The organism is Burkholderia sp. Ap-955, from assembly GCF_011753045.1.
Lineage (GTDB): Bacteria > Pseudomonadota > Gammaproteobacteria > Burkholderiales > Burkholderiaceae > Burkholderia > Burkholderia lata_D.
The window spans coordinates 94,936-113,395 of sequence record NZ_VWWH01000004.1 but is presented as its reverse complement, the minus strand read 5'-3'; the positions used below and the strand labels follow the sequence as shown (position 1 = coordinate 113,395).

The 18,460-nt window shown below is 66.3% G+C and carries 14 protein-coding genes; 12 read left to right on the top strand and 2 right to left on the bottom strand.

Annotation, left to right across the window (positions count from 1 at the left end):
* Nucleotides 1–110: 110 nt before the first annotated feature.
* The 9 genes from F3J15_RS03810 (at nucleotide 111) to F3J15_RS03770 (ending at nucleotide 11,974) form a co-directional block, all read left to right on the top strand.
* The gene (locus tag F3J15_RS03810) at nucleotides 111–644 is read left to right on the top strand and encodes a DUF5943 domain-containing protein (RefSeq protein WP_006488993.1); all 534 of its coding nucleotides are present in this window, start codon (nucleotides 111–113) and stop codon (nucleotides 642–644) included.
* Nucleotides 645–720: 76 nt separating this feature from the next.
* Nucleotides 721–2,784 carry an NADH:flavin oxidoreductase gene (locus F3J15_RS03805; RefSeq protein ID WP_021160633.1) on the top strand — a complete coding sequence of 688 codons (2,064 nt, stop codon included), beginning with the start codon at nucleotides 721–723 and terminating at the stop codon, nucleotides 2,782–2,784.
* Between the two features lie 3 nt (nucleotides 2,785–2,787).
* Nucleotides 2,788–4,713: a (Fe-S)-binding protein gene (locus tag F3J15_RS03800; protein WP_166887948.1), complete on the top strand. Its 1,926-nt coding sequence runs from the start codon at nucleotides 2,788–2,790 to the stop codon at nucleotides 4,711–4,713.
* 4 nt (nucleotides 4,714–4,717) lie between these two features.
* Nucleotides 4,718–5,887, top strand: a complete 1,170-nt coding sequence (locus tag F3J15_RS03795) for an electron transfer flavoprotein subunit alpha/FixB family protein (protein ID WP_166887945.1) — start codon at nucleotides 4,718–4,720, stop codon at nucleotides 5,885–5,887.
* The gene (locus F3J15_RS03790; RefSeq protein WP_069252362.1) at nucleotides 5,884–6,669 is read left to right on the top strand and encodes an electron transfer flavoprotein subunit beta/FixA family protein; all 786 of its coding nucleotides are present in this window, start codon (nucleotides 5,884–5,886) and stop codon (nucleotides 6,667–6,669) included. The genes F3J15_RS03795 and F3J15_RS03790 overlap by 4 nt, the downstream gene beginning before the upstream one ends.
* 52 nt (nucleotides 6,670–6,721) lie before the next feature.
* Nucleotides 6,722–7,963, top strand: coding sequence for an aromatic ring-hydroxylating dioxygenase subunit alpha (locus tag F3J15_RS03785; RefSeq protein ID WP_069252361.1), 1,242 nt, complete (start codon nucleotides 6,722–6,724; stop codon nucleotides 7,961–7,963).
* Nucleotides 7,964–7,992: 29 nt separating this feature from the next.
* Nucleotides 7,993–9,141 (top strand): hybrid-cluster NAD(P)-dependent oxidoreductase, encoded by a 1,149-nt coding sequence (locus F3J15_RS03780; protein WP_166887942.1) that lies wholly within the window; start codon nucleotides 7,993–7,995, stop codon nucleotides 9,139–9,141.
* A gap of 134 nt (nucleotides 9,142–9,275) precedes the next feature.
* Nucleotides 9,276–10,139, top strand: coding sequence for a glycine betaine ABC transporter substrate-binding protein (locus tag F3J15_RS03775; RefSeq protein WP_166887939.1), 864 nt, complete (start codon nucleotides 9,276–9,278; stop codon nucleotides 10,137–10,139).
* Between the two features lie 179 nt (nucleotides 10,140–10,318).
* Nucleotides 10,319–11,974: an APC family permease gene (locus F3J15_RS03770; RefSeq protein ID WP_069252358.1), complete on the top strand. Its 1,656-nt coding sequence runs from the start codon at nucleotides 10,319–10,321 to the stop codon at nucleotides 11,972–11,974.
* A gap of 151 nt (nucleotides 11,975–12,125) precedes the next feature.
* Here the strand turns inward: F3J15_RS03770 and purU are convergent, their stop codons facing one another.
* Together purU and F3J15_RS03760 are read right to left on the bottom strand one after the other, a co-directional pair.
* Nucleotides 12,126–13,010 (bottom strand): formyltetrahydrofolate deformylase, encoded by an 885-nt coding sequence (gene purU, locus F3J15_RS03765; RefSeq protein ID WP_166887936.1) that lies wholly within the window; start codon nucleotides 13,008–13,010, stop codon nucleotides 12,126–12,128.
* Between the two features lie 169 nt (nucleotides 13,011–13,179).
* Nucleotides 13,180–14,085: a LysR family transcriptional regulator gene (locus F3J15_RS03760; RefSeq protein ID WP_069252356.1), complete on the bottom strand. Its 906-nt coding sequence runs from the start codon at nucleotides 14,083–14,085 to the stop codon at nucleotides 13,180–13,182.
* Nucleotides 14,086–14,372: 287 nt separating this feature from the next.
* Between F3J15_RS03760 and betC the strand changes: the two genes are divergently transcribed.
* From betC to F3J15_RS03745, 3 genes are all read left to right on the top strand, one after another.
* Nucleotides 14,373–15,908: a choline-sulfatase gene (gene betC, locus F3J15_RS03755; protein WP_166887933.1), complete on the top strand. Its 1,536-nt coding sequence runs from the start codon at nucleotides 14,373–14,375 to the stop codon at nucleotides 15,906–15,908.
* A 45-nt stretch (nucleotides 15,909–15,953) separates the two neighbouring features.
* A complete protein-coding gene (gene choX, locus F3J15_RS03750; RefSeq protein WP_166887930.1) occupies nucleotides 15,954–16,922 on the top strand; it encodes a choline ABC transporter substrate-binding protein in 969 nt (322 codons plus the stop codon).
* Between the two features lie 260 nt (nucleotides 16,923–17,182).
* The gene (locus F3J15_RS03745) at nucleotides 17,183–18,322 is read left to right on the top strand and encodes a porin (protein ID WP_166887927.1); all 1,140 of its coding nucleotides are present in this window, start codon (nucleotides 17,183–17,185) and stop codon (nucleotides 18,320–18,322) included.
* The last annotated feature ends 138 nt before the right edge of the window (nucleotides 18,323–18,460 follow it).

The following is an 18,460-nucleotide window of genomic DNA, read 5'->3' as shown; positions in this document are numbered from 1 at the left end:
TTCAACATTAAAAGAAATCGGGACGCGCCCGTGCAAGCCGCACGGGCGCGCGGACGATGTCGCGCCTGCGCACTGAGCCGCGCGGCCACTTTCCTCACGGAGTCACCACGATGCAACCGCAACTGCCGATCAACGTCGATCCCGATACCGGCGTCTGGACCACCGACGCGCTGCCGATGCTGTACGTGCCGCGTCACTTCTTCACGAACAACCACGTCGCGGTCGAGGAAGCGCTCGGCGTCGAAGCGTATGCCGAGATCCTGTACAAGGCCGGCTACAAGTCCGCCTACCACTGGTGCGACAAGGAAGCGAAGCTGCACGGCCTGACCGGCATGGCCGTGTTCGAGCACTACCTGAAGCGCCTGTCGCAACGCGGCTGGGGCCTGTTCTCGATCATCGAAGCCGATCCGGCAAGCGCACGCGCGAAGATCGAGCTGCGTCACTCGTCGTTCGTGCTCCAGCAGCCGGGCAAGGAAGGCAAGCTCTGCTACATGTTCGCGGGCTGGTTCGCCGGCGCGATGGACTGGGTCAACGACACGACGCCGGAAGGCAAGGGCGCGCCGCGTGCGCAATCGAAGGAAGTGCAGTGCGCGGCCGAGCATCACGACCACTGCGTCTTCGAAGTGTCGCCGATCGCGCACTGAAGCCCTGACGCATTGATTCACTGAAACACAACAACACCCGCAACACGAGACATTCGAACGCCAGAGGTCGCCAGCGATGCGTTATCCCCACCTGTTCAAACCCATGCAGCTGAACCAGCTGACGCTGCGCAACCGGATCGTCAGCACCGCGCATGCGGAGGTGTATGCCGAGCCGGGCGGCCTGCCGGGCGACCGCTATATCCGCTACTACGAAGAAAAGGCGAAGGGCGGCGTGGGCCTCGCGATCTGCGGCGGTTCGAGCCCGGTGTCGATCGACAGCCCGCAGGGCTGGTGGAAATCGGTGAACCTGTCGACCGACAAGATCATCGATCCGCTCACGCGTCTCGCCGACACGATGCACAAGCACGGCGCGAAGATCATGATCCAGGCGACGCACATGGGCCGTCGCTCGTCGTTCCACGGCGAGCACTGGCCGCACCTGATGTCGCCGTCGGGCGTGCGCGAACCCGTGCACCGCGGCAACGCGAAGATCATCGAGATCGAGGAAATCCGCCGCATCATCGGTGACTTCGCGGCCGCCGCGAAGCGCGTGAAGGCGGCCGGCATGGACGGCATCGAAATCTCGGCCGCCCACCAGCACCTGATCGACCAGTTCTGGAGCAAGCGTTCGAACCACCGCACCGACGAATGGGGCGGCAGCCTGGAGAACCGCCTGCGCTTCGGCATCGAAGTGCTGACGGCCGTGCGCGAGGCGGTCGGCAAGGATTTCTGCGTCGGCCTGCGCATGTGCGGCGACGAATTCCACGAGGACGGCCTCGATCACGAAGCGCTGAAGGAAATCGCGCAGGCGATGTCGGAGACGGGCCTGATCGACTACCTGAGCGTGGTCGGTTCGGGCGGCGACACGCACAACACGATCGCCAACTGCATGCCGCCGATGGCGCTGCCGCCGGAGCCGTTCGTGCACCTCGCGGCCGGCATCAAGTCGGTCGTGAAGATTCCGGTGATGCACGCGCAGAGCATCCGCGATGCGGGTCAGGCCGAGCGCCTGCTCGCGACCGGCATGATCGACCTGGTCGGCATGACGCGCGCGCAGATCGCCGATCCGCACATGGTGATCAAGATCCGCGACGGCCGCGAAGACGAAATCAAGCAGTGCGTCGGCGCGAACTACTGCATCGACCGCCAGTACAACGGCCTCGACGTGCTGTGCATCCAGAACGCGGCGACGTCGCGCGAAGCGACGATGCCGCACATCATCGAGAAGTCGCGCGGCCCGAAGCGCAAGGTCGTGGTGGTCGGCGCGGGCCCCGCAGGGCTCGAAGCCGCGCGCGTCGCGAAGCTGCGCGGCCACGACGTGGTGTTGTTCGAGAAGAATGCCGAAGTGGGCGGGCAGGTGATGATCGCCGCGAAGGCGCCGCAGCGTGAACAGATGTCGGGGATCATCCGCTGGTTCGACATGGAAACGAAGCGCCTGGGCGTCGATCGCCGCCTCGGCGTGGCCGCCGACGAGAAGATGATCATGGCCGAGAAGCCGGACATCGTCGTGCTCGCGACGGGCGGGTCGAGCTTCACGTGGCAGGTGCCGGGCTGGGGCGTGGCCGAGGGGCTGGCCGTCAGCTCGTGGGACATCCTGACCGGCAAGGTCGAGCCGAAGCAGAACGTGCTGCTGTTCGATGGCGTGAGCACGCATGCGGGCGCCGGCGTGGCCGATTTCATGGCGAGCCGCGGCTCGAAGGTCGAGGTCGTCACGCCGGACGTGAAGGTCGCCGATGATTGCGGCGGCACGACGTTCCCGATCTTCTATCGCCGCCTGTACGCATTCGGCGTGATCCCGACGCCGAACACGATGCTCGATCGCGTCTACGAAGAGGACGGCAAGCTGATCGCCGTGCTGCGCAACGAGTACACGGAAGAACTGGAAGAGCGCGCGGTCGACCAGGTGGTGATCGAAAACGGTTCGTCGCCGAACGACGAGCTGTACTGGAAGCTCAAGCCGGAATCGGTGAACCGTGGCCAGATCGATCCGCACACGCTGTTCGCGGCCGAGCCGCAACCGTGCCTGTCGGAAGAACTCGGCAACGGCCGTTTCCTGCTGTTCCGTGTCGGCGATTGCATCTCGATGCACAACGTCCACGGTGCGATCTACGACTCGCTGCGTCTCGTGAAGGATTTCTAAACGATGAACCCGTCCTTCCTCATTACCGCCCTGTTGTGGCTGTCGGTGGCGGGGCTCGCGTTCGCGGTCGCGAAGCGCTCGTCCTACTGGCGTCTCGGCCGGGCCACCGCGCCCGGCACGTTCGGCGTCGCGAACCTGTTCGCGATCCCGAAGCGCTACTTCGTCGACCTGCACCACGTGGTCGCCCGTGATCCGTACATCGCGAAGACGCACGTCGCGACGGCCGGCGGCGCGATCGGCGCGCTCGCGCTGGTGTTCATCAACTACGGCCTCGCGATCTACTCGCCGTGGCTCGACAAGCTGACCTTCCTCGCGGCGCTCGCGATGCTGGTCGGCGCGGTGTTCGTGTGGCGCCGTCGCGCGGCGAAGGATGTGCCGGCCCGCCTGTCGCGCGGCCCGTGGAATACGCTGCCCTGGCTGCTCGGCTCGTTCGCGCTCGGCCTCGTGCTGTTCATGCTGGTGCCGACCGGCGCGATGTCGGGTGCGTTTGCGGTGCTCTGCGCCGTGCTGATCGGTGTCGGTGCCTTCACGATGACGGTCGGCGCCGCGAAGGGCGGCCCGATGAAGCATGCGATCGCAGGTCTTCTGCACCTGGCCTTCCACCCGCGCCAGGAGCGTTTCGCGGCCACCCGCGAATCGTTCACGGGCAACGGCACGGCCACGCCGCCGACCGCGCTGAAGCTGCCGGACATCGAGCATCAGGAGTACGGCGTCGCGAAGCCGGTCGAATTCCGCTGGAACCAGCTGCTGAGCTTCGACGCGTGCGTGCAGTGCGGCAAGTGCGAAGCCGCATGCCCCGCGTTCGCGTCGGGTCAGCCGCTGAACCCGAAGAAGCTGATCCAGGATCTGGTCGTCGGGATGGCGGGCGGCACCGATGCGGCGTACGCGGGCAGCCCGACGCCGGGCCTCGCGGTCGGCCAGCATCGCGGCGAGCCCAACGGCCCGATCGTGTCGGGCCTGATCGAAGAGCAGACGCTCTGGTCGTGCACCACCTGCCGCGCATGCGTGCAGGAGTGCCCGATGCTGATCGAGCACGTCGACGCGATCGTCGACATGCGCCGCAACCGCACGCTCGTGCACGGCACGGTGCCGGGCAAGGGCCAGGAAGTGCTCGCGAACCTGCGCGAGACGGGCACGATGGGCGGCTACGACACGGCGGCACGCTACGACTGGTCGGTCGACCTGAGCGCGCCGGTCGCTCAGCCCGGCAAGCCGGTCGACGTGCTGTTCGTCGCGGGTGAAGGTGCGTTCGACATGCGCTACCAGCGCACGCTGCGCGCATTCGTCAAGGTGCTGAACAAGGCGGGTGTCGACTATGCGGTGCTCGGTTCGACCGAGACCGACACGGGCGACGTCGCCCGCCGGCTCGGCGACGAAGCGACGTTCCAGCAGATGGCGAAGCGCCTGATCGGCACGCTCGACACGCTGTCCTACAAGCAGATCGTGACGGCCGACCCGCACGTGATGCACAGCCTGCGCAACGAATACCGTGCGCTCGGGTTGCGCGTGACGGTCAAGCATCACACGACCTTCCTCGCCGAACTGGCCGACAGCGGCAAGATCGCGCCGAAGGCCGTCGAAGCGCTGCAGGACAAGCGCACCACGTATCACGACCCGTGCTACCTCGGCCGCTACAACGGCGAGACGGAAGCGCCGCGCAAGCTGCTGAAGACGATCGGCATCCAGGTCGTCGAGATGGAGCGCAACGGCATGCGCGGCCGCTGCTGCGGCGGTGGCGGCGGTGCGCCGCTGACCGACATCCCCGGCAAGCAGCGCATTCCCGACATCCGCATCGCCGACGCCCGCACGATCGGCGCGGACGTGGTCGCGGTTGCCTGCCCGAACTGCACGGCGATGCTCGAAGGCGTCGTGGGCCCGCGCCCCGACGTGCTCGACGTGGCCGAACTCGTTGCCGCCTCGCTGGAGTGAATCGATGAATACGATCAAACGAATCGATCCGCGCCGGCCGTTCATCATCACGGCCGCCGGCCTGAAGCGCATCACGCTCGGCGAGGAAGGCAGCGCCGATGCGAACGCCGTGCACGGTTCCGCGCACGCTCATGGCGCAGCCGCTGCGAAGCCGCGCCGCGCGGTGCAGGATCCGAAGCACGTGATGCTGGTGGTCGCGCACAGCGAACGCGGCGCGCTCGACGATCATTCGCGGCAGGCAATCGCCGCCGCCGCATTGCTCGCCGATGCACAGACCGAAGTCGCGCTGCTCGCATTCGGCGAGCTGAAGGACGACGTGGCCGCACTGGGCGTCGACAAGCTGCTGGAACTCGCCGGCTTCGATCGTCGTGCGTTCGACCCTGAAAGCGAATTGCAAGCGTTGCAGGCGTGCGTTGCGGCACTCGCGCCGAAACACGTGTTCGTGCCCGACAACGCGACGGGCGACGGCGATCTCGGCCGGCGTTACGCGGCGGCCGCCGGCGCGAGCGTCGCGGCGCACGTCGTCGAGATCGACGCGAAGCATGTCGGCGCGTATGCGCAGGCCGGGCGCGCGTTTGCCACCCGTGCGCTGCCCGACGTGATCCTGCTCGCGCAGAACGCGGTCGACGCGAAGCTGCCGTTCGTCGGTGCGGGCGAACGCCTGGCCGCCGACTTCATCCGCCCGGTGCATGACGCCGCGCAGCCGTATCGCGATCTCGGTCTCGACGAAATCGATGCGGCCCAGGTCGCACTCGAGGAAGCCGATTTCATCGTGTCGGCCGGCAACGGCGTGTCCGACATCGGCGCGTTCGAGCGGCTGGCCGGTGTGTTCGGCGCGGCGATCGGCGCAAGCCGCGTCGCAGTCGACAACGGTCACTTCACGCGCGACAAGCAGGTCGGTGCGACCGGCAAGACGGTCGAGGCGAGCGTGTACATCGCGTTCGGCATCTCGGGCGCGGTGCAGCACCTGCAGGGGATCAAGGACTGCCGCCACGTGATCGCGGTGAACCTCGACGGCAGCGCGCCGATCGCGAAGCGCGCGAACCTGACGGTGGTGGGCGACGCGCAGGGCACGATCGCCGCGCTGATCGAACAGGTGCAGGCCGCGCGCGCCGCGCGTGGCGAATCGCCGGCCGCGGTCGGCACCCGTGAACCGGAAGGAGTCGCTGCATGAACGCCCCCCGCCAGCTGCAACGCATCGCGGTGCTCGTGTCCGTCGGCCGTCATCCGGTCAGCGGCGTCGCGCGCTACAGCCGCAACGACGCGGCCGCGCTCGAAACCGGCCGCCAGCTCGCGGAGCGGCATCGCGCGAAGCTCGACGTGATCCATGCCGGCGACCCCGCGAATGCGGCGCTTGCCGAATATCTCGCGCTCGGCGCACGGGAGGTCGAGGTGCTGGCCTGCCGCGACGGCGACGACGCCGTGCATGCGCTCGCCGCGCGCGTCGAGGGCTACGACCTTGTGCTGACCGGCACGCGCGCCGAGGGCGCGTACGACACCGGCATGCTGCCGTATCGCCTCGCCGCGACGCTCGGCTATCCGCTCGTAGGTTCTGCTGTCGACGTGACGGTCGACGGCGGCCGCGTGGCCGTCCGGCAATTTTTGCCGAAAGGGCTGCGGCGGCGCGTCGACGCCGCGCTGCCGGCCGTCGTCGCCGTTCATCCGCTCGCCAATGCCGAGCCGCGCTATGCGTATGCGCGGCTGCGCGCCGGCGCGATCCGGCCGGCGCTCGCGGCGCCCGGTGCGGACGCCGACGCGGCCGCATGGACGGTCGGTCCGATCGAGCGTAAACCCGTAAAACTGGTCGCCGCCGAGAAGCGCTCCGGGCATGCCCGGATGCTGTCCGCGACGACGACCGAAAGCCGTGGCGGCAACGTCGTAAATGAAGGGAGTTCGGTCGAAAAAGCACAAGTGATCCTCGCGTATTTGCGCGAGCATCAGCTCATCGACTACTGATTTTGATGCCTGTCGGCAAGAACCCAGGGATGCAAGGAATCCGGAGCAAACGATGAAAGTATCGGCAGACATTCGTGCATTGATCGAGCGGCGCAAGGAAGGGCACAGCCTCGAGGCGCCGTTCTACACGAGCGAGGACATCTTCGCGCTCGACATGGAGGCGATTTTCCGCCAGCACTGGATCCAGGTGGCAATCGAACCGGACATTCCCGAGCCGGGCGACTACGTGACCGTGGAACTGGGGAGCGATTCGATCCTGATCGTGCGCGACGACGACATGGCGATCCGCGCGTTCCACAACGTGTGCCGTCACCGCGGCGCGCGCCTGTGCAACGAAGATAAAGGTTCGGTCGGCAACATCGTGTGCCCGTACCACAGCTGGACCTACAACCTGACGGGCCAGCTGATGTTCGCCGAGCACATGGGCGAGAAGTTCGACCGCTGCAAGCACAGCCTGAAGTCGGTGCACGTCGAGAACCTTGCGGGCCTGATCTTCGTCTGCCTCGCCGACGAGCCGCCCGCCGACTTCGCGCAACTGCGCGCCGAGATGGAGCCGTACCTGCTGCCGCACGATCTGCCGAACACGAAGATCGCCGCGCAGATCGACATCATCGAGGAAGGCAACTGGAAGCTCACGATGGAGAACAACCGCGAGTGCTACCACTGCGTCGCGAACCATCCGGAGCTCACCATCTCGCTGTACGAATACGGCTTCGGCTACCAGCGCTCCGACGCCAACGCCGAAGGCATGGACGCGTTCGCGGAAACCTGCGTGCGGCGCGGTAAGGAGTGGGCCGAGATGGGCCTGCCGTCCGCCGAAATCGAAAAGCTGCTCGACGTGACGGGTTTCCGCACGCAGCGCCTGCCGCTCGATCGCCACGGCGAATCGCAGACGCTCGATGCGAAGGTCGCGTCGAAGAAGCTGCTCGGCGGCTTCGACAAGGCGGATCTCGGCGGGCTGTCGTTCTGGACGCAGCCGAACTCGTGGCACCACTTCATGAGCGATCACATCGTGACGTTCTCGGTGATCCCGCTGTCGGCCGGCAAGACGCTCGTGCGCACGAAGTGGCTCGTGCACAAGGACGCGAAGGAAGGCATCGATTACGACGTGAAGAACCTCACGGCCGTGTGGAACGCGACCAACGACCAGGATCGCGCGCTCGTCGAATTCTCGCAGCGCGGCGCGACCAGCAGCGCGTACGAGCCGGGCCCGTATTCGCCGTTCACGGAAGGTCTCGTCGAAAAATTCTCGGCCTGGTACATCGGCCGGCTCGCCGAAAAAACCGGCGCGTAGTACTGAGCAGCGAACAAGCGGAGCAAGACATGATGCGAGATGCGGCCAATTTCGAGCCGGTGGACAGCCGGGTGACGCACCCGGCCTTCTGGAACGCGCTGCCCGAGCGCTGGACGAGCGACGTCGAGGAAACGCTGGTGTGCTGCCACGTGCGGCAGGAAACGCACGACGTGAAGAGTTTCTTCTTCCGTTCGCCGCAGGGCCGCTCGTTCTCGTTCGAGCCCGGGCAGTTCCTCACGCTCGAGCTCGACATCGACGGCGAAACGATCAACCGCTGCTACACGATCTCGTCGTCGCCCGCGCGGCCTCACACGGTGTCGATCACGGTGAAGCGCGTGCCGGGCGGCAAGGTGTCGAACTGGCTGCACGACAACCTGCAGCCGGGCGCACCGGTGCGCGTGCTCGGCCCGGCCGGCGAATTCACGTGCGCGCGGCATCCGGCGCGCAAGTACCTGTTCCTGTCGGCCGGCTCGGGCGTCACGCCGCTGATGTCGATGAGCCGCGCGCACCATGATCTCGCCGAGGATCGCGACATCCTGTTCGTACACAGCGCGCGCACGCCGGACGACATCATCTTCGCGCGCGAGCTCGACCTGATCGCGTCGAACCACACGAACTTCCGCACGTCGTTCGTCGTCGAGCGCGTCGGCGCACGCACCAACTGGCCGGGCGTCACGGGCTTCCTGACGCTGCCGCTGCTGAAGCTGATCGCACCGGATTTCATGGAGCGCGAGATCTTCACGTGCGGCCCCGCGCCGTACATGAAGGCCGTGCGCGACCTGCTCGACGAAGCGGGCTTCGATCGCAAGCAGTATCACGAGGAGAGCTTCTCGTTCGAAACGCTCGCGCAGACCGCGAGCGACGAAGTGCTCGCCGAACTCGTGCCGCCGGTCGAAGGCGGTGACGCCGCGACGAAGCAGTACACGGTCAGCTTCGCCAAGAGCAATCGCGAGATTTCGTGCGGCTCGGAGCAGCACGTGCTGGATGCGGCGCGCCAGTCGGGCGTGCGGCTGCCGGCTTCGTGCACGCAGGGCATGTGCGGCACCTGCAAGGTGAAGCTCGTGTCGGGGCAGGTTGAAATGAAGCACAACGGCGGCATCCGCCAGCGCGAGATCGACCAGGGGATGGTGCTGCTGTGCTGCAGCAAGCCGCTGTCGGATCTCGTGATCGACAAGTAGTCGCAACACGCCATCGGCTGTCCGGGCGCGTCGCGTCCGGACAAGCATCCGTCGGAAAACAACGATACCGCGGATTTGTGGTTGAAGAACCTAGAGAGGCAACGCGCACGGTGCGCATATCAAGGAGATCGACCATGAAGCTGTTCGGAAAACTGTTGTGGACCGGCGCACTGTCGGCAATGGTGGCGCTGAGCGCATCGGCGCTCGCCGATACGAAGCCCACGCTGAAGATCGGTTACGTCGAAGGCTGGGATGACAGCGTGGCGACGTCGAACGTCGCGGCGCGCGTGATCGAGAAGAAGCTCGGCTACGAAGTGAAGCTCGTGCCGGTCGCTGCCGGGATCATGTGGCAGGGCGTCGCGCGCGGCGATCTCGATGCGACGCTGTCCGCGTGGCTGCCGGTCACGCACGGCTCGTACTGGAGCGAATACAAGAGCAAGGTCGTCGACGTCGGCGCGAACTTTCCCGACGCGAAGATCGGCCTGATCGTCCCGGATTACGTGAAGGCGAAGAGCATCGAGGATCTGAACGCCGAGAAGAGCAGCTTCGGCGGCCGCATCGTCGGCATCGATGCCGGTGCGGGCGTGATGCGCAAGACCGACGAAGCGATCAAGAACTACGGGCTGAGCTACACGCTGATGCCGAGCTCGGGCAGTGCGATGACGGCTGAGTTGTCGCGTTCGGTCGGTGCGAACAAGCCGGTCATCGTGACGGGCTGGGCGCCGCACTGGATGTTCGCGAAGTGGAAGCTGCGCTTCCTCGAGGATCCGAAGAAGGTGTTCGGCGGCGCGGAGCACGTCGACAGCGTCGTGAATCCGGGGCTCGAAACGAAGGCGAAGCCGGTGGTCACGTTCCTGAAGAAATTCCAGTGGAAACCGGGCGAAATCGACAGCGTGATGCTGGCGATCCAGAACGGCTCGAAGCCGGAAGCAGCCGCCGATGCGTGGATCGCCGCGCACACGGATCGCGTGAATGCGTGGACGGAAGGCGCGCAGTAAGCCAGCGGTGAATCGCGTCAATAAATAGATGAAGAGACAGTCCGGGAAAGGTCGGTAGTAATGCGAAATAATCGTACTGCGACACGGCCTTATCCCGGAATTATTTTTTTGATTCTGCAAAAAAGTGCGTAAGTTGTTACACTAGCGCCCTTGTGCGGAGTCATCACAGGAGGAATTGGATGAGTCAGGCAGGACTGCGTGCGAACCGCACCAGTGATGTTGAGGCAACCATCTCACATGATTCGACGGGCCACACGCTGCATCGTGGCCTGACCTGGAAAGACGCTTTTTGGGTGACGAGCGGCGTGCCGGCAGGCGTGCTGTTCACGATCGGCGGCGTATGCGCGACGATCGGCCAGCCCGCGTGGGCGATCTGGATCGCCGCGATCACGATGGGGCTGGTTCAAAGCGCGACTTATGCGGAAATATCGGGGCTATTTCCCCATAAATCGGGCGGCGCGTCCGTGTATGGCGCGATCGGCTGGGTCCGTTACAGCAAGCTGATTGCCCCGGTTTCCGTGTGGTGCAACTGGCTCGCGTGGTCGCCGATGCTCGCGCTCGGCTGCGGCCTCGCGGCGAGCTATGCGCTCACGAGTCTCTTTCCCGCCGACGCGGCGGTGCTGCACTGGCAGCTCAAGGTTGCGGATCTCGGGTTCATCAAGCCGGGTCTGTCCCTGCGGATCAATGCGACGTTCATCATCGCGACGATCCTGCTTCTCATCACGTTCAAGCTTCAGCACAGCGGTGCATCGAAGGCTGCGCGTACGCAGCGCATTCTCGGCATCGCGTCGCTCACGCCGCTGTTGATCGTCGGCATCGTGCCGTTCATCACGGGCGACGTGCCGATGTCGAACCTGCTCCCGCTGCTGCCGCTCGGTCACGACGCACACGGCAATCTCACGGCCGCGACGTTCGGCTCGTGGAACGGGCAGGGCGTCACGATGGCGCTCGGTGCGATGTTCATGGCCGGCTGGGCGTCGTACGGCTTCGAGACGGCCGTCTGCTACACGCGTGAATTCCGTGACCCGCGTCGCGATACCGCCAAGGCGATCTTCTGGTCGGGCGCACTGTGTCTCGTCGTGATGACGCTCGTGCCGATGGCGTTCCAGGGCGCACTCGGTACGCAGGCGATGCTCGATCCGGCGATCGGCGACGGCACCGGCGTCGCGGCTGCGATGGCGAAGATCGTCGGCGGTGGCGCATGGGTCGCGAATGCGGTCGTCGTGATGCTGATGCTGTCGATCCTGCTGATCGTGATGACGTCGATGATGGGCTCGTCGCGCACGCTGTACCAGGCATCGGTCGACGGCTGGCTGCCGAAGTACCTGTCGCACGTGAACGAGCACGGCTCGCCCACGCGCGCGATGTGGACCGATCTCGGCTTCAACCTCGTGTTGCTGATGATGTCGGACTACATGACGGTGCTGTCGATCTCGAACGTCTGCTACATGCTGTTCGTATTCCTGAATCTTCAGTCGGGCTGGATCCACCGGATGGATCGCGGCAACTGGGATCGGCCGTTCCGCTGCCCGACGTGGCTGCTCGTCGGCGGCGCGATCTGCGGGTATGCGAACCTGGTTTATGTCGGCGCGGGTGCGAACCTGCAGGGCGACGGCACGCTGCGCAACGGGCTGATCGCGATGCTGCTGATCGTGCCGGTGTTCCTGTTCCGCCACTACTGGCAGGACCGCGGCCGGTTCCCCGCGCAGATGCAGCGCGACATGGAACTCGAAGTGCCGAAGCGTGCGATGTGGCTGAATCTGATGCCATACGTGGCGCTGGTCGGCGCGGGGCTGACGATCTGGTTGTCGTATTACTTCGCGTGGGTGAAGTGACGCGGTAGCGAACGCGCGACGGCTCCGGAAACCGCACACGGAGCGTCGCGTGGCGCATCGCGCGCAGCGCGACGACAAAAAAGGCTCGGCCGGGACATACCGGTCGAGCCTTTCTCGTTTCTGCCGCGTTTCGAACGCGACACCTTTCCGCTTACGGAAACACCACCGTCCGGTCCCCGTTCAGGAACACGCGCCGCTCGATGAACGCCTTTACCGCGCGGGCGAGCGTGAGCGATTCGACATCACGCCCCACCGCGAGCAACTGCTCCGGCCGCAGCGCATGATCGACGCGCTCGACAACCTGCTCGATGATCGGGCCTTCGTCGAGATCGTCGGTGACGAAGTGCGCGGTCGCGCCGATCAGCTTCACGCCGCGCGCATGGGCCTGGTGATACGGCTTCGCGCCCTTGAAGCCGGGCAGGAACGAATGATGGATGTTGATCGCGCGATTCGCGAGCTTCGCGCTCGTCTCCCGCGACAGAACCTGCATGTAGCGCGCGAGGATCACGAGTTCGGCGCCGCTCGATTCGAAGAAGTCGAGCCACTGCGCTTCCTGCTGCGCCTTCGTATCGGCCGTGATCGGGAAGTGGCGGAACGGCAGCCCGTGCTGCACGGCGAGCGGCTCGAAGTCGGGATGGTTCGACACGATGCCGACGATGTCCATCTTCAGCTCGCCCATCCGCCAGCGGAACAGCAGGTCCGCGAGGCAGTGCTCGAGCTTCGACACCATGATCAGCACCTTGGGCCGTGCGTTCACGTCGTGGATGGCCCACTGCATGTCGCCCTGCTGGCCGCCGAGACTGGCCGCGATCGGCGCGAATTCGTGGCGCAGCGCATCGATCTGCAGCGTTTCATCCGTCGGATGAAAGACGCAGCGCACGAAGAAGCGGTTGCTGAGATCGTCGTCGAACACGTTCAGCGCATCGACATAGCAGCGATGGCGATCGAGAAAGCCGACGACGGCGGCGACCTGGCCGGCCGCGCTCGCGCACGACAGTGTCAGGACGAATTGATCGGGGCGGTGCTCGGCGGTCATGAGACTCCTCGGATGGCATGGGCGCACGGCCGTGCGGCGGCGCACGAAGGCGCCGCGCCGCGCGGGTAGCGGGAGGCTCAAGTAAATCAGGACGATTTCGGGGCGGATAGAACCAACGCGCCGTGTGGCTGGTATCGGCGCGCCAGCACGCGGGGACGGGGTGCGCCCGTCACGCGCTCGCGCACGCGTCGAGCAGCCAGCGCCGGAACACGTGGGTCGCGTCCGGCTCGGGCCGCTGCGGCGGCCGCACCAGGAAGTAGCCGCGCGACGTGACGACCGGCGCGTCGACGAGCTTCACGAGCTGCCCCGACGCGACGAGTTCGTCGACGAGCGGCGACCAGCCCAGCGCGACGCCTTCGCCGAGCAGCGCCGCATGGATCACGAGCGCGTAGCTGTTGAAGGTCACGCCGCGCGCGGCGGCGGCCGTATCGAGGCCGTGTGCGTCGAACCAGCCGGACCACGACAGCCAGCGCTCGGGGCGCGTCGGCTGCACGTGCAGCAGCGGCAGGGCCAGCAGGTGCTCGGCCCGCGCGACGTGCGGGTGCGCGTCGCGGAACGCGGGCGAGCAGACAGGCGTGACCGATTCCGGAAAGAGTCGTGCGGCGGTGCACGACGGCCAGTGGCCGTCGCCGAACAGGATCGCGATGTCGCCATGGTCGCGCTGTGCGTCGTAATCCTGTGATGTGACGACGCGCACGTCGACATCCGGCATCACGCGCTTCAGCCCGGCCAGGCGCGGCATCAGCCAGTAGGTCGCGAAGCCGAAGTCGGTGACGATCGTGAGCGCGCCGTGCTCGCGGCGCGCGCGCAGGGTCGCGGTCGCGCCGCGCAGCGTGTCGAGGCTCAGCCGCACGGCTTCGTACAGGCACTCGCCGTCGGCCGTCAGCGTGACGCCGCGCGGGCTGCGCTCGAACAGCGGCACGCCCAGTTCGGCTTCGAGCTGGAACACCTGCTGGCTCACGGCCGGCTGGGTGGAGCCGAGCTCGCGCGCGGCGGCCGTGAAGCTCGCGAGCCGGGCAGCCGATTCGAACGCGCGCAGCGCCTGCATCGACGGTAACGGTTCGGATTTCGACATAAGTCTCTCTAATGGCCCCATAAGGGCCGGACGCCTACCCGCGCGAATTCGGGCGGGTGATAGTGCTTCGGACGGTGCGGTACCTGCGCTTCACGGCCCGCTTCAAAGCCCGTTTCAAAGCCTGCTTCAAAGCCGGCTTCACGGGCGCCGCGCAACGCATTCCGCGATTCTAGCCAGCGCGGCCCGCCCGTGCGGCACTTTCGTCGAGCCGTTTCCGTCATGCCGGACGTCTCGCTGCGCGAGCGGCGAGCCGTTCCATTCGAACACCGTTTTCCCCACGACTGCCGATGACGAACCCGACACCCAACATCCTGATCCTGATGGCCGACCAGCTCACGCCGTTCGCGCTGCCGGCCTACGGTAATCGCGTCGCGCGCACGCCGACGCTGGACCGTCTCGCCGCGCAAGGCGTCGTATTCGACGCCGCGTACTGCGCGAGCCCGCTGTGCGCGCCGTCGCGTTTCTCGCTGCTGACGGGCAAATTGCCGTCGGGGATCGGCGCCTACGATAACGCCGCCGAATTGCCGGCGCAAACGCTGACCTTCGCGCACTACCTGCGCGCGGGCGGCTACCGGACGATGCTGTCCGGCAAGATGCACTTCTGCGGGCCCGACCAGTTGCACGGTTTCGAGGAGCGGCTCACGACCGACATCTACCCGGCCGATTTCGGCTGGGTGCCCGACTGGGACAGCCCGACCGAGCGGCCGAGCTGGTATCACAACATGAGTTCGGTGCTGGAGGCCGGTCCGTGCGTGCGCACGAACCAGCTCGATTTCGACGATGAAGTCACGTTCGCCGCGAAGCAGAAGCTGTACGACGTCGCGCGCGAGCGTGCGGCCGGGCACGATGCGCGGCCGTTCTGCATGGTCGTGTCGTTGACTCATCCGCACGACCCGTATGCGATCACGCGTGACTACTGGGATCTGTACAGCGACGACGAGATCGACATGCCCGCCGTGCGCCTCGATGCGGCGGAAAGCGACCCGCATTCGCAGCGGCTGCGCTTCGTCTGCGAAAACGACCGCACGCCGCCCACCGACGCGCAGATCCGTGCCGCGCGCCGCGCCTACTACGGCGCGACGTCCTACGTCGACACGCAGTTCGGCAGCGTGCTCGCCGCACTCGAACAATGCGGATTCGCCGACGACACGATCGTGATCGTCACGTCCGACCATGGCGACATGCTCGGCGAACGCGGGCTCTGGTACAAGATGACCTTCTTCGAAGGCGGCTGCCGCGTGCCGCTGATCGTCCATGCACCGGGCCGCTTCGACGCCGCGCGCGTGCGCGGGCCGGTGTCGCACGTCGATCTGCTGCCGACGCTCGTCGACCTCGCCGGCGCCGCACCGGCCGGCGGCTGGCCCGACCCGGTCGATGGCGCGAGCCTCGTGCCGCACCTGCACGGCAAGCCCGCCCACGAGGTTGCGCTCGGCGAGTACCTGGCGGAAGGCGCGGTCGCGCCGGTCGTGATGATCCGCAGCGGCGACTGGAAGTACGTGCATTGCCCGCTCGATCCCGACCAGTTGTACAACCTGTCGGACGATCCGCGCGAGCTGACGAACCTGGCCGGCACGCCGGAAGCCACCGACGTGCTTGCCGCGTTCCGCGCGCAAGCCGCGCAGCGCTGGAACCTGCCCGACCTGGACCGGCAGGTGCGCGCGAGCCAGCGGCGCCGGCGCTTCCATTACGCGGCGACGACGCAGGGCCGCATCCAGGCGTGGGACTGGCAGCCGTTCACCGACGCGAGCCAGCGCTACATGCGCAATCACATCGAACTCGACACGCTCGAGGCGATGGCGCGCTTTCCGCGCGTCGGGCGCTGAGCGTATCGCATCGCGGTCAATGAAAAACGACGGAGGAAGTGAACCATGAAACGGCAACGCAATGCAGCAATCCGAAGGGTCGGCGCGGCGCTCGCCGCCGCCGCGTGCGTGGTGGCGATACAGCCTGCGTATGCCGCCGACCCGCAGACGTGCAGCGACGTGAAGATGGCGGCGCCCGGCTGGACCGACATCGATGCGACGAACGCGATGGCGGGCGTCGTGCTGAAGGCGCTCGGCTACCGGCAGGACGTGGCGAACCTGTCGGTGCCGATCACGTACCAGGGGCTCAAGAAAGGGCAGGTCGACGTGTTCCTCGGCAACTGGATGCCTGCGCAGGCGCCGCTCGTGAAGCCGTTCGTCGACGAGAAATCGATCGACGTGCTGCACGCGAACCTGAGCGGCGCGAAATTCACGCTCGCGGTGCCCGACTATGTGGCGGCCGCCGGCGTGCATACGTTCGCCGATCTCGCGCGCTATGCGGAGCGCTTCGGCGGCAAGATCTACGGGATCGAGCCCGGCGCGCCCGCGAACCAGAACATCAAGCGGCTGCTGTCCGACCACGTGCTCGGGTCCGCGAACTGGTCGCTGGTCGAATCGAGCGAGACGGGCATGCTCACGCAGGTCGAGCGCGCGGTGCGCGACAAGCGCTGGATCGTGTTTCTCGCGTGGGAGCCGCACCTGATGAACACGAAGTTCCATCTGACGTATCTGTCGGGCGGCGATGCGTACTTCGGCCCGAACTACGGCGGCGCGACGGTCAATACGGTCACGCGCGCCGGGTTCGCCGGCCAGTGCACGAACCTCGCGCGGCTGTTCCGGCAGATGACGTTCTCGGTCGACGTCGAGAACCGGATGATCGCCGACATGCTCGACCACAAGACGTCGCCCGTGCTCGCGGCGCAGCATGCGCTGAAGGCCGAACCCGCGCTGGTCGCGGGCTGGCTCGACGGCGTGACGACGGCGGCCGGCGCACCGGGCCTGCCGGCCGTGCGCGCGGCCCTCGACGGTCGCTGATTCCCTCCCTCCGGGCGGCCGGTTTTTGCCGTGCCGCCTGTCTACGTGTTTTCCCGATCCGTCGCATCGCGACCATTTAGTGTCGCCTTCAGACGGGTGACCCGAAATATGGGTTTGTATTTTTCGCCAATGGCTGCGTTATTGCGGAAAACGAAATGCCGAAGCCAGCAGGGCGGTCTGAATTGGAATCCACCGGTGCATCGCGGCACGCGCCGGGACGAGATTCTATCCATCGAACGGTTCAGGGAGGGTGGTCGACAATGAAGCAAAAGAAAGTTGCCGTAGCCGCCGCGCTTGCATGCGCGGCCTGTATTCCCGCCATTGGCCATGCGCAAAGCAGCGTGACGCTGTACGGGATTCTCGACGCGGGCATCACGTACGTGAACAACACGGGCGGCTCGCACGTGGTCAAGTTCGACGACGGCGTCGCCTACGGGAACCGCTTCGGCCTCAAGGGCACCGAAGACCTGGGCGGCGGCCTGAAGGCCGTGTTCACGCTCGAGAGCGGCTTCCACCTCGGCAACGGGCAACTGGGCTTCGGCGGCGCGGAATTCGGCCGCCAGGCGTATGTCGGCCTGCAGAACGACTGGGGCACGCTGTCGTTCGGCAACCAGCTCGACATCACGAACGAACTCGTGTCGATCTACAACATCTCGGCGTGGGGCAGCGGCTATGCGATCCACCAGGGCGACTTCGACCGCTTCAACGGCGACCGCCTGCCGAACTCGGTGAAGTTCCTGTCGAACGATCTCAGCGGCTTCAAGTTCGGCGCGATGTACTCGTTCGGCAATGTCGCGGGCAACTTCCATCGCAACAGCGCCTGGAGCGCGGGCGCGAGCTTCACGAAGGGCGACTTCTCGATCGGCGCCGCGTACACGCGCCTGAACAACCCGAACGGCATCTATGCGTTCGACCCGTACGCGATGATCGGCACGCACACGTTCCTCGGCCAGCAGACCGTCACCGTCGATCCGGCGACCGGCGCCCGCACCGACCTGTTCGCGAATACGCCGATGGACGTCGACAGCCAGGGCACGTTCGGCATCGGCACCAGCTACACGATCGGCAAGCTGACACTCGACGCCAACTACTCGTATACGACGATCAAGGGCTTCGGCCAGTCGTCGCACATGCAGGTGTACGAAGGCGGCGGCCTGTACCAGTTCACGCCGGCGCTGAGCTTCATCGCGGGCTACCAGCACACGCGCTTCGAAGGCCACCATTGGAACCAGGGCACGGCCGGCCTGCATTACCTGCTGTCGAAGCGCACGGACGTGTACATCTCCGGCGACTACCTGCGCGCGTCGCAGGGCGTCGATGCGGTGGTCGGCTACAGCTTCACGCCGTCGACGACGCAGACGCAGGCCGACGTGCGGATCGGGATGCGGCATTCGTTCTGAGCGGGGTGGTGTGGGGCAGCGACGTCTTCAGCGAAGGGTCTCTCTTTGGCGCGAACCACGGTTCGCGCTTTTTTTTTTTGCCGGGCATGAGCGGGCATGAAATGCGTCCGGCCCGTGCCGGCCGCCTGGCCACCGCCC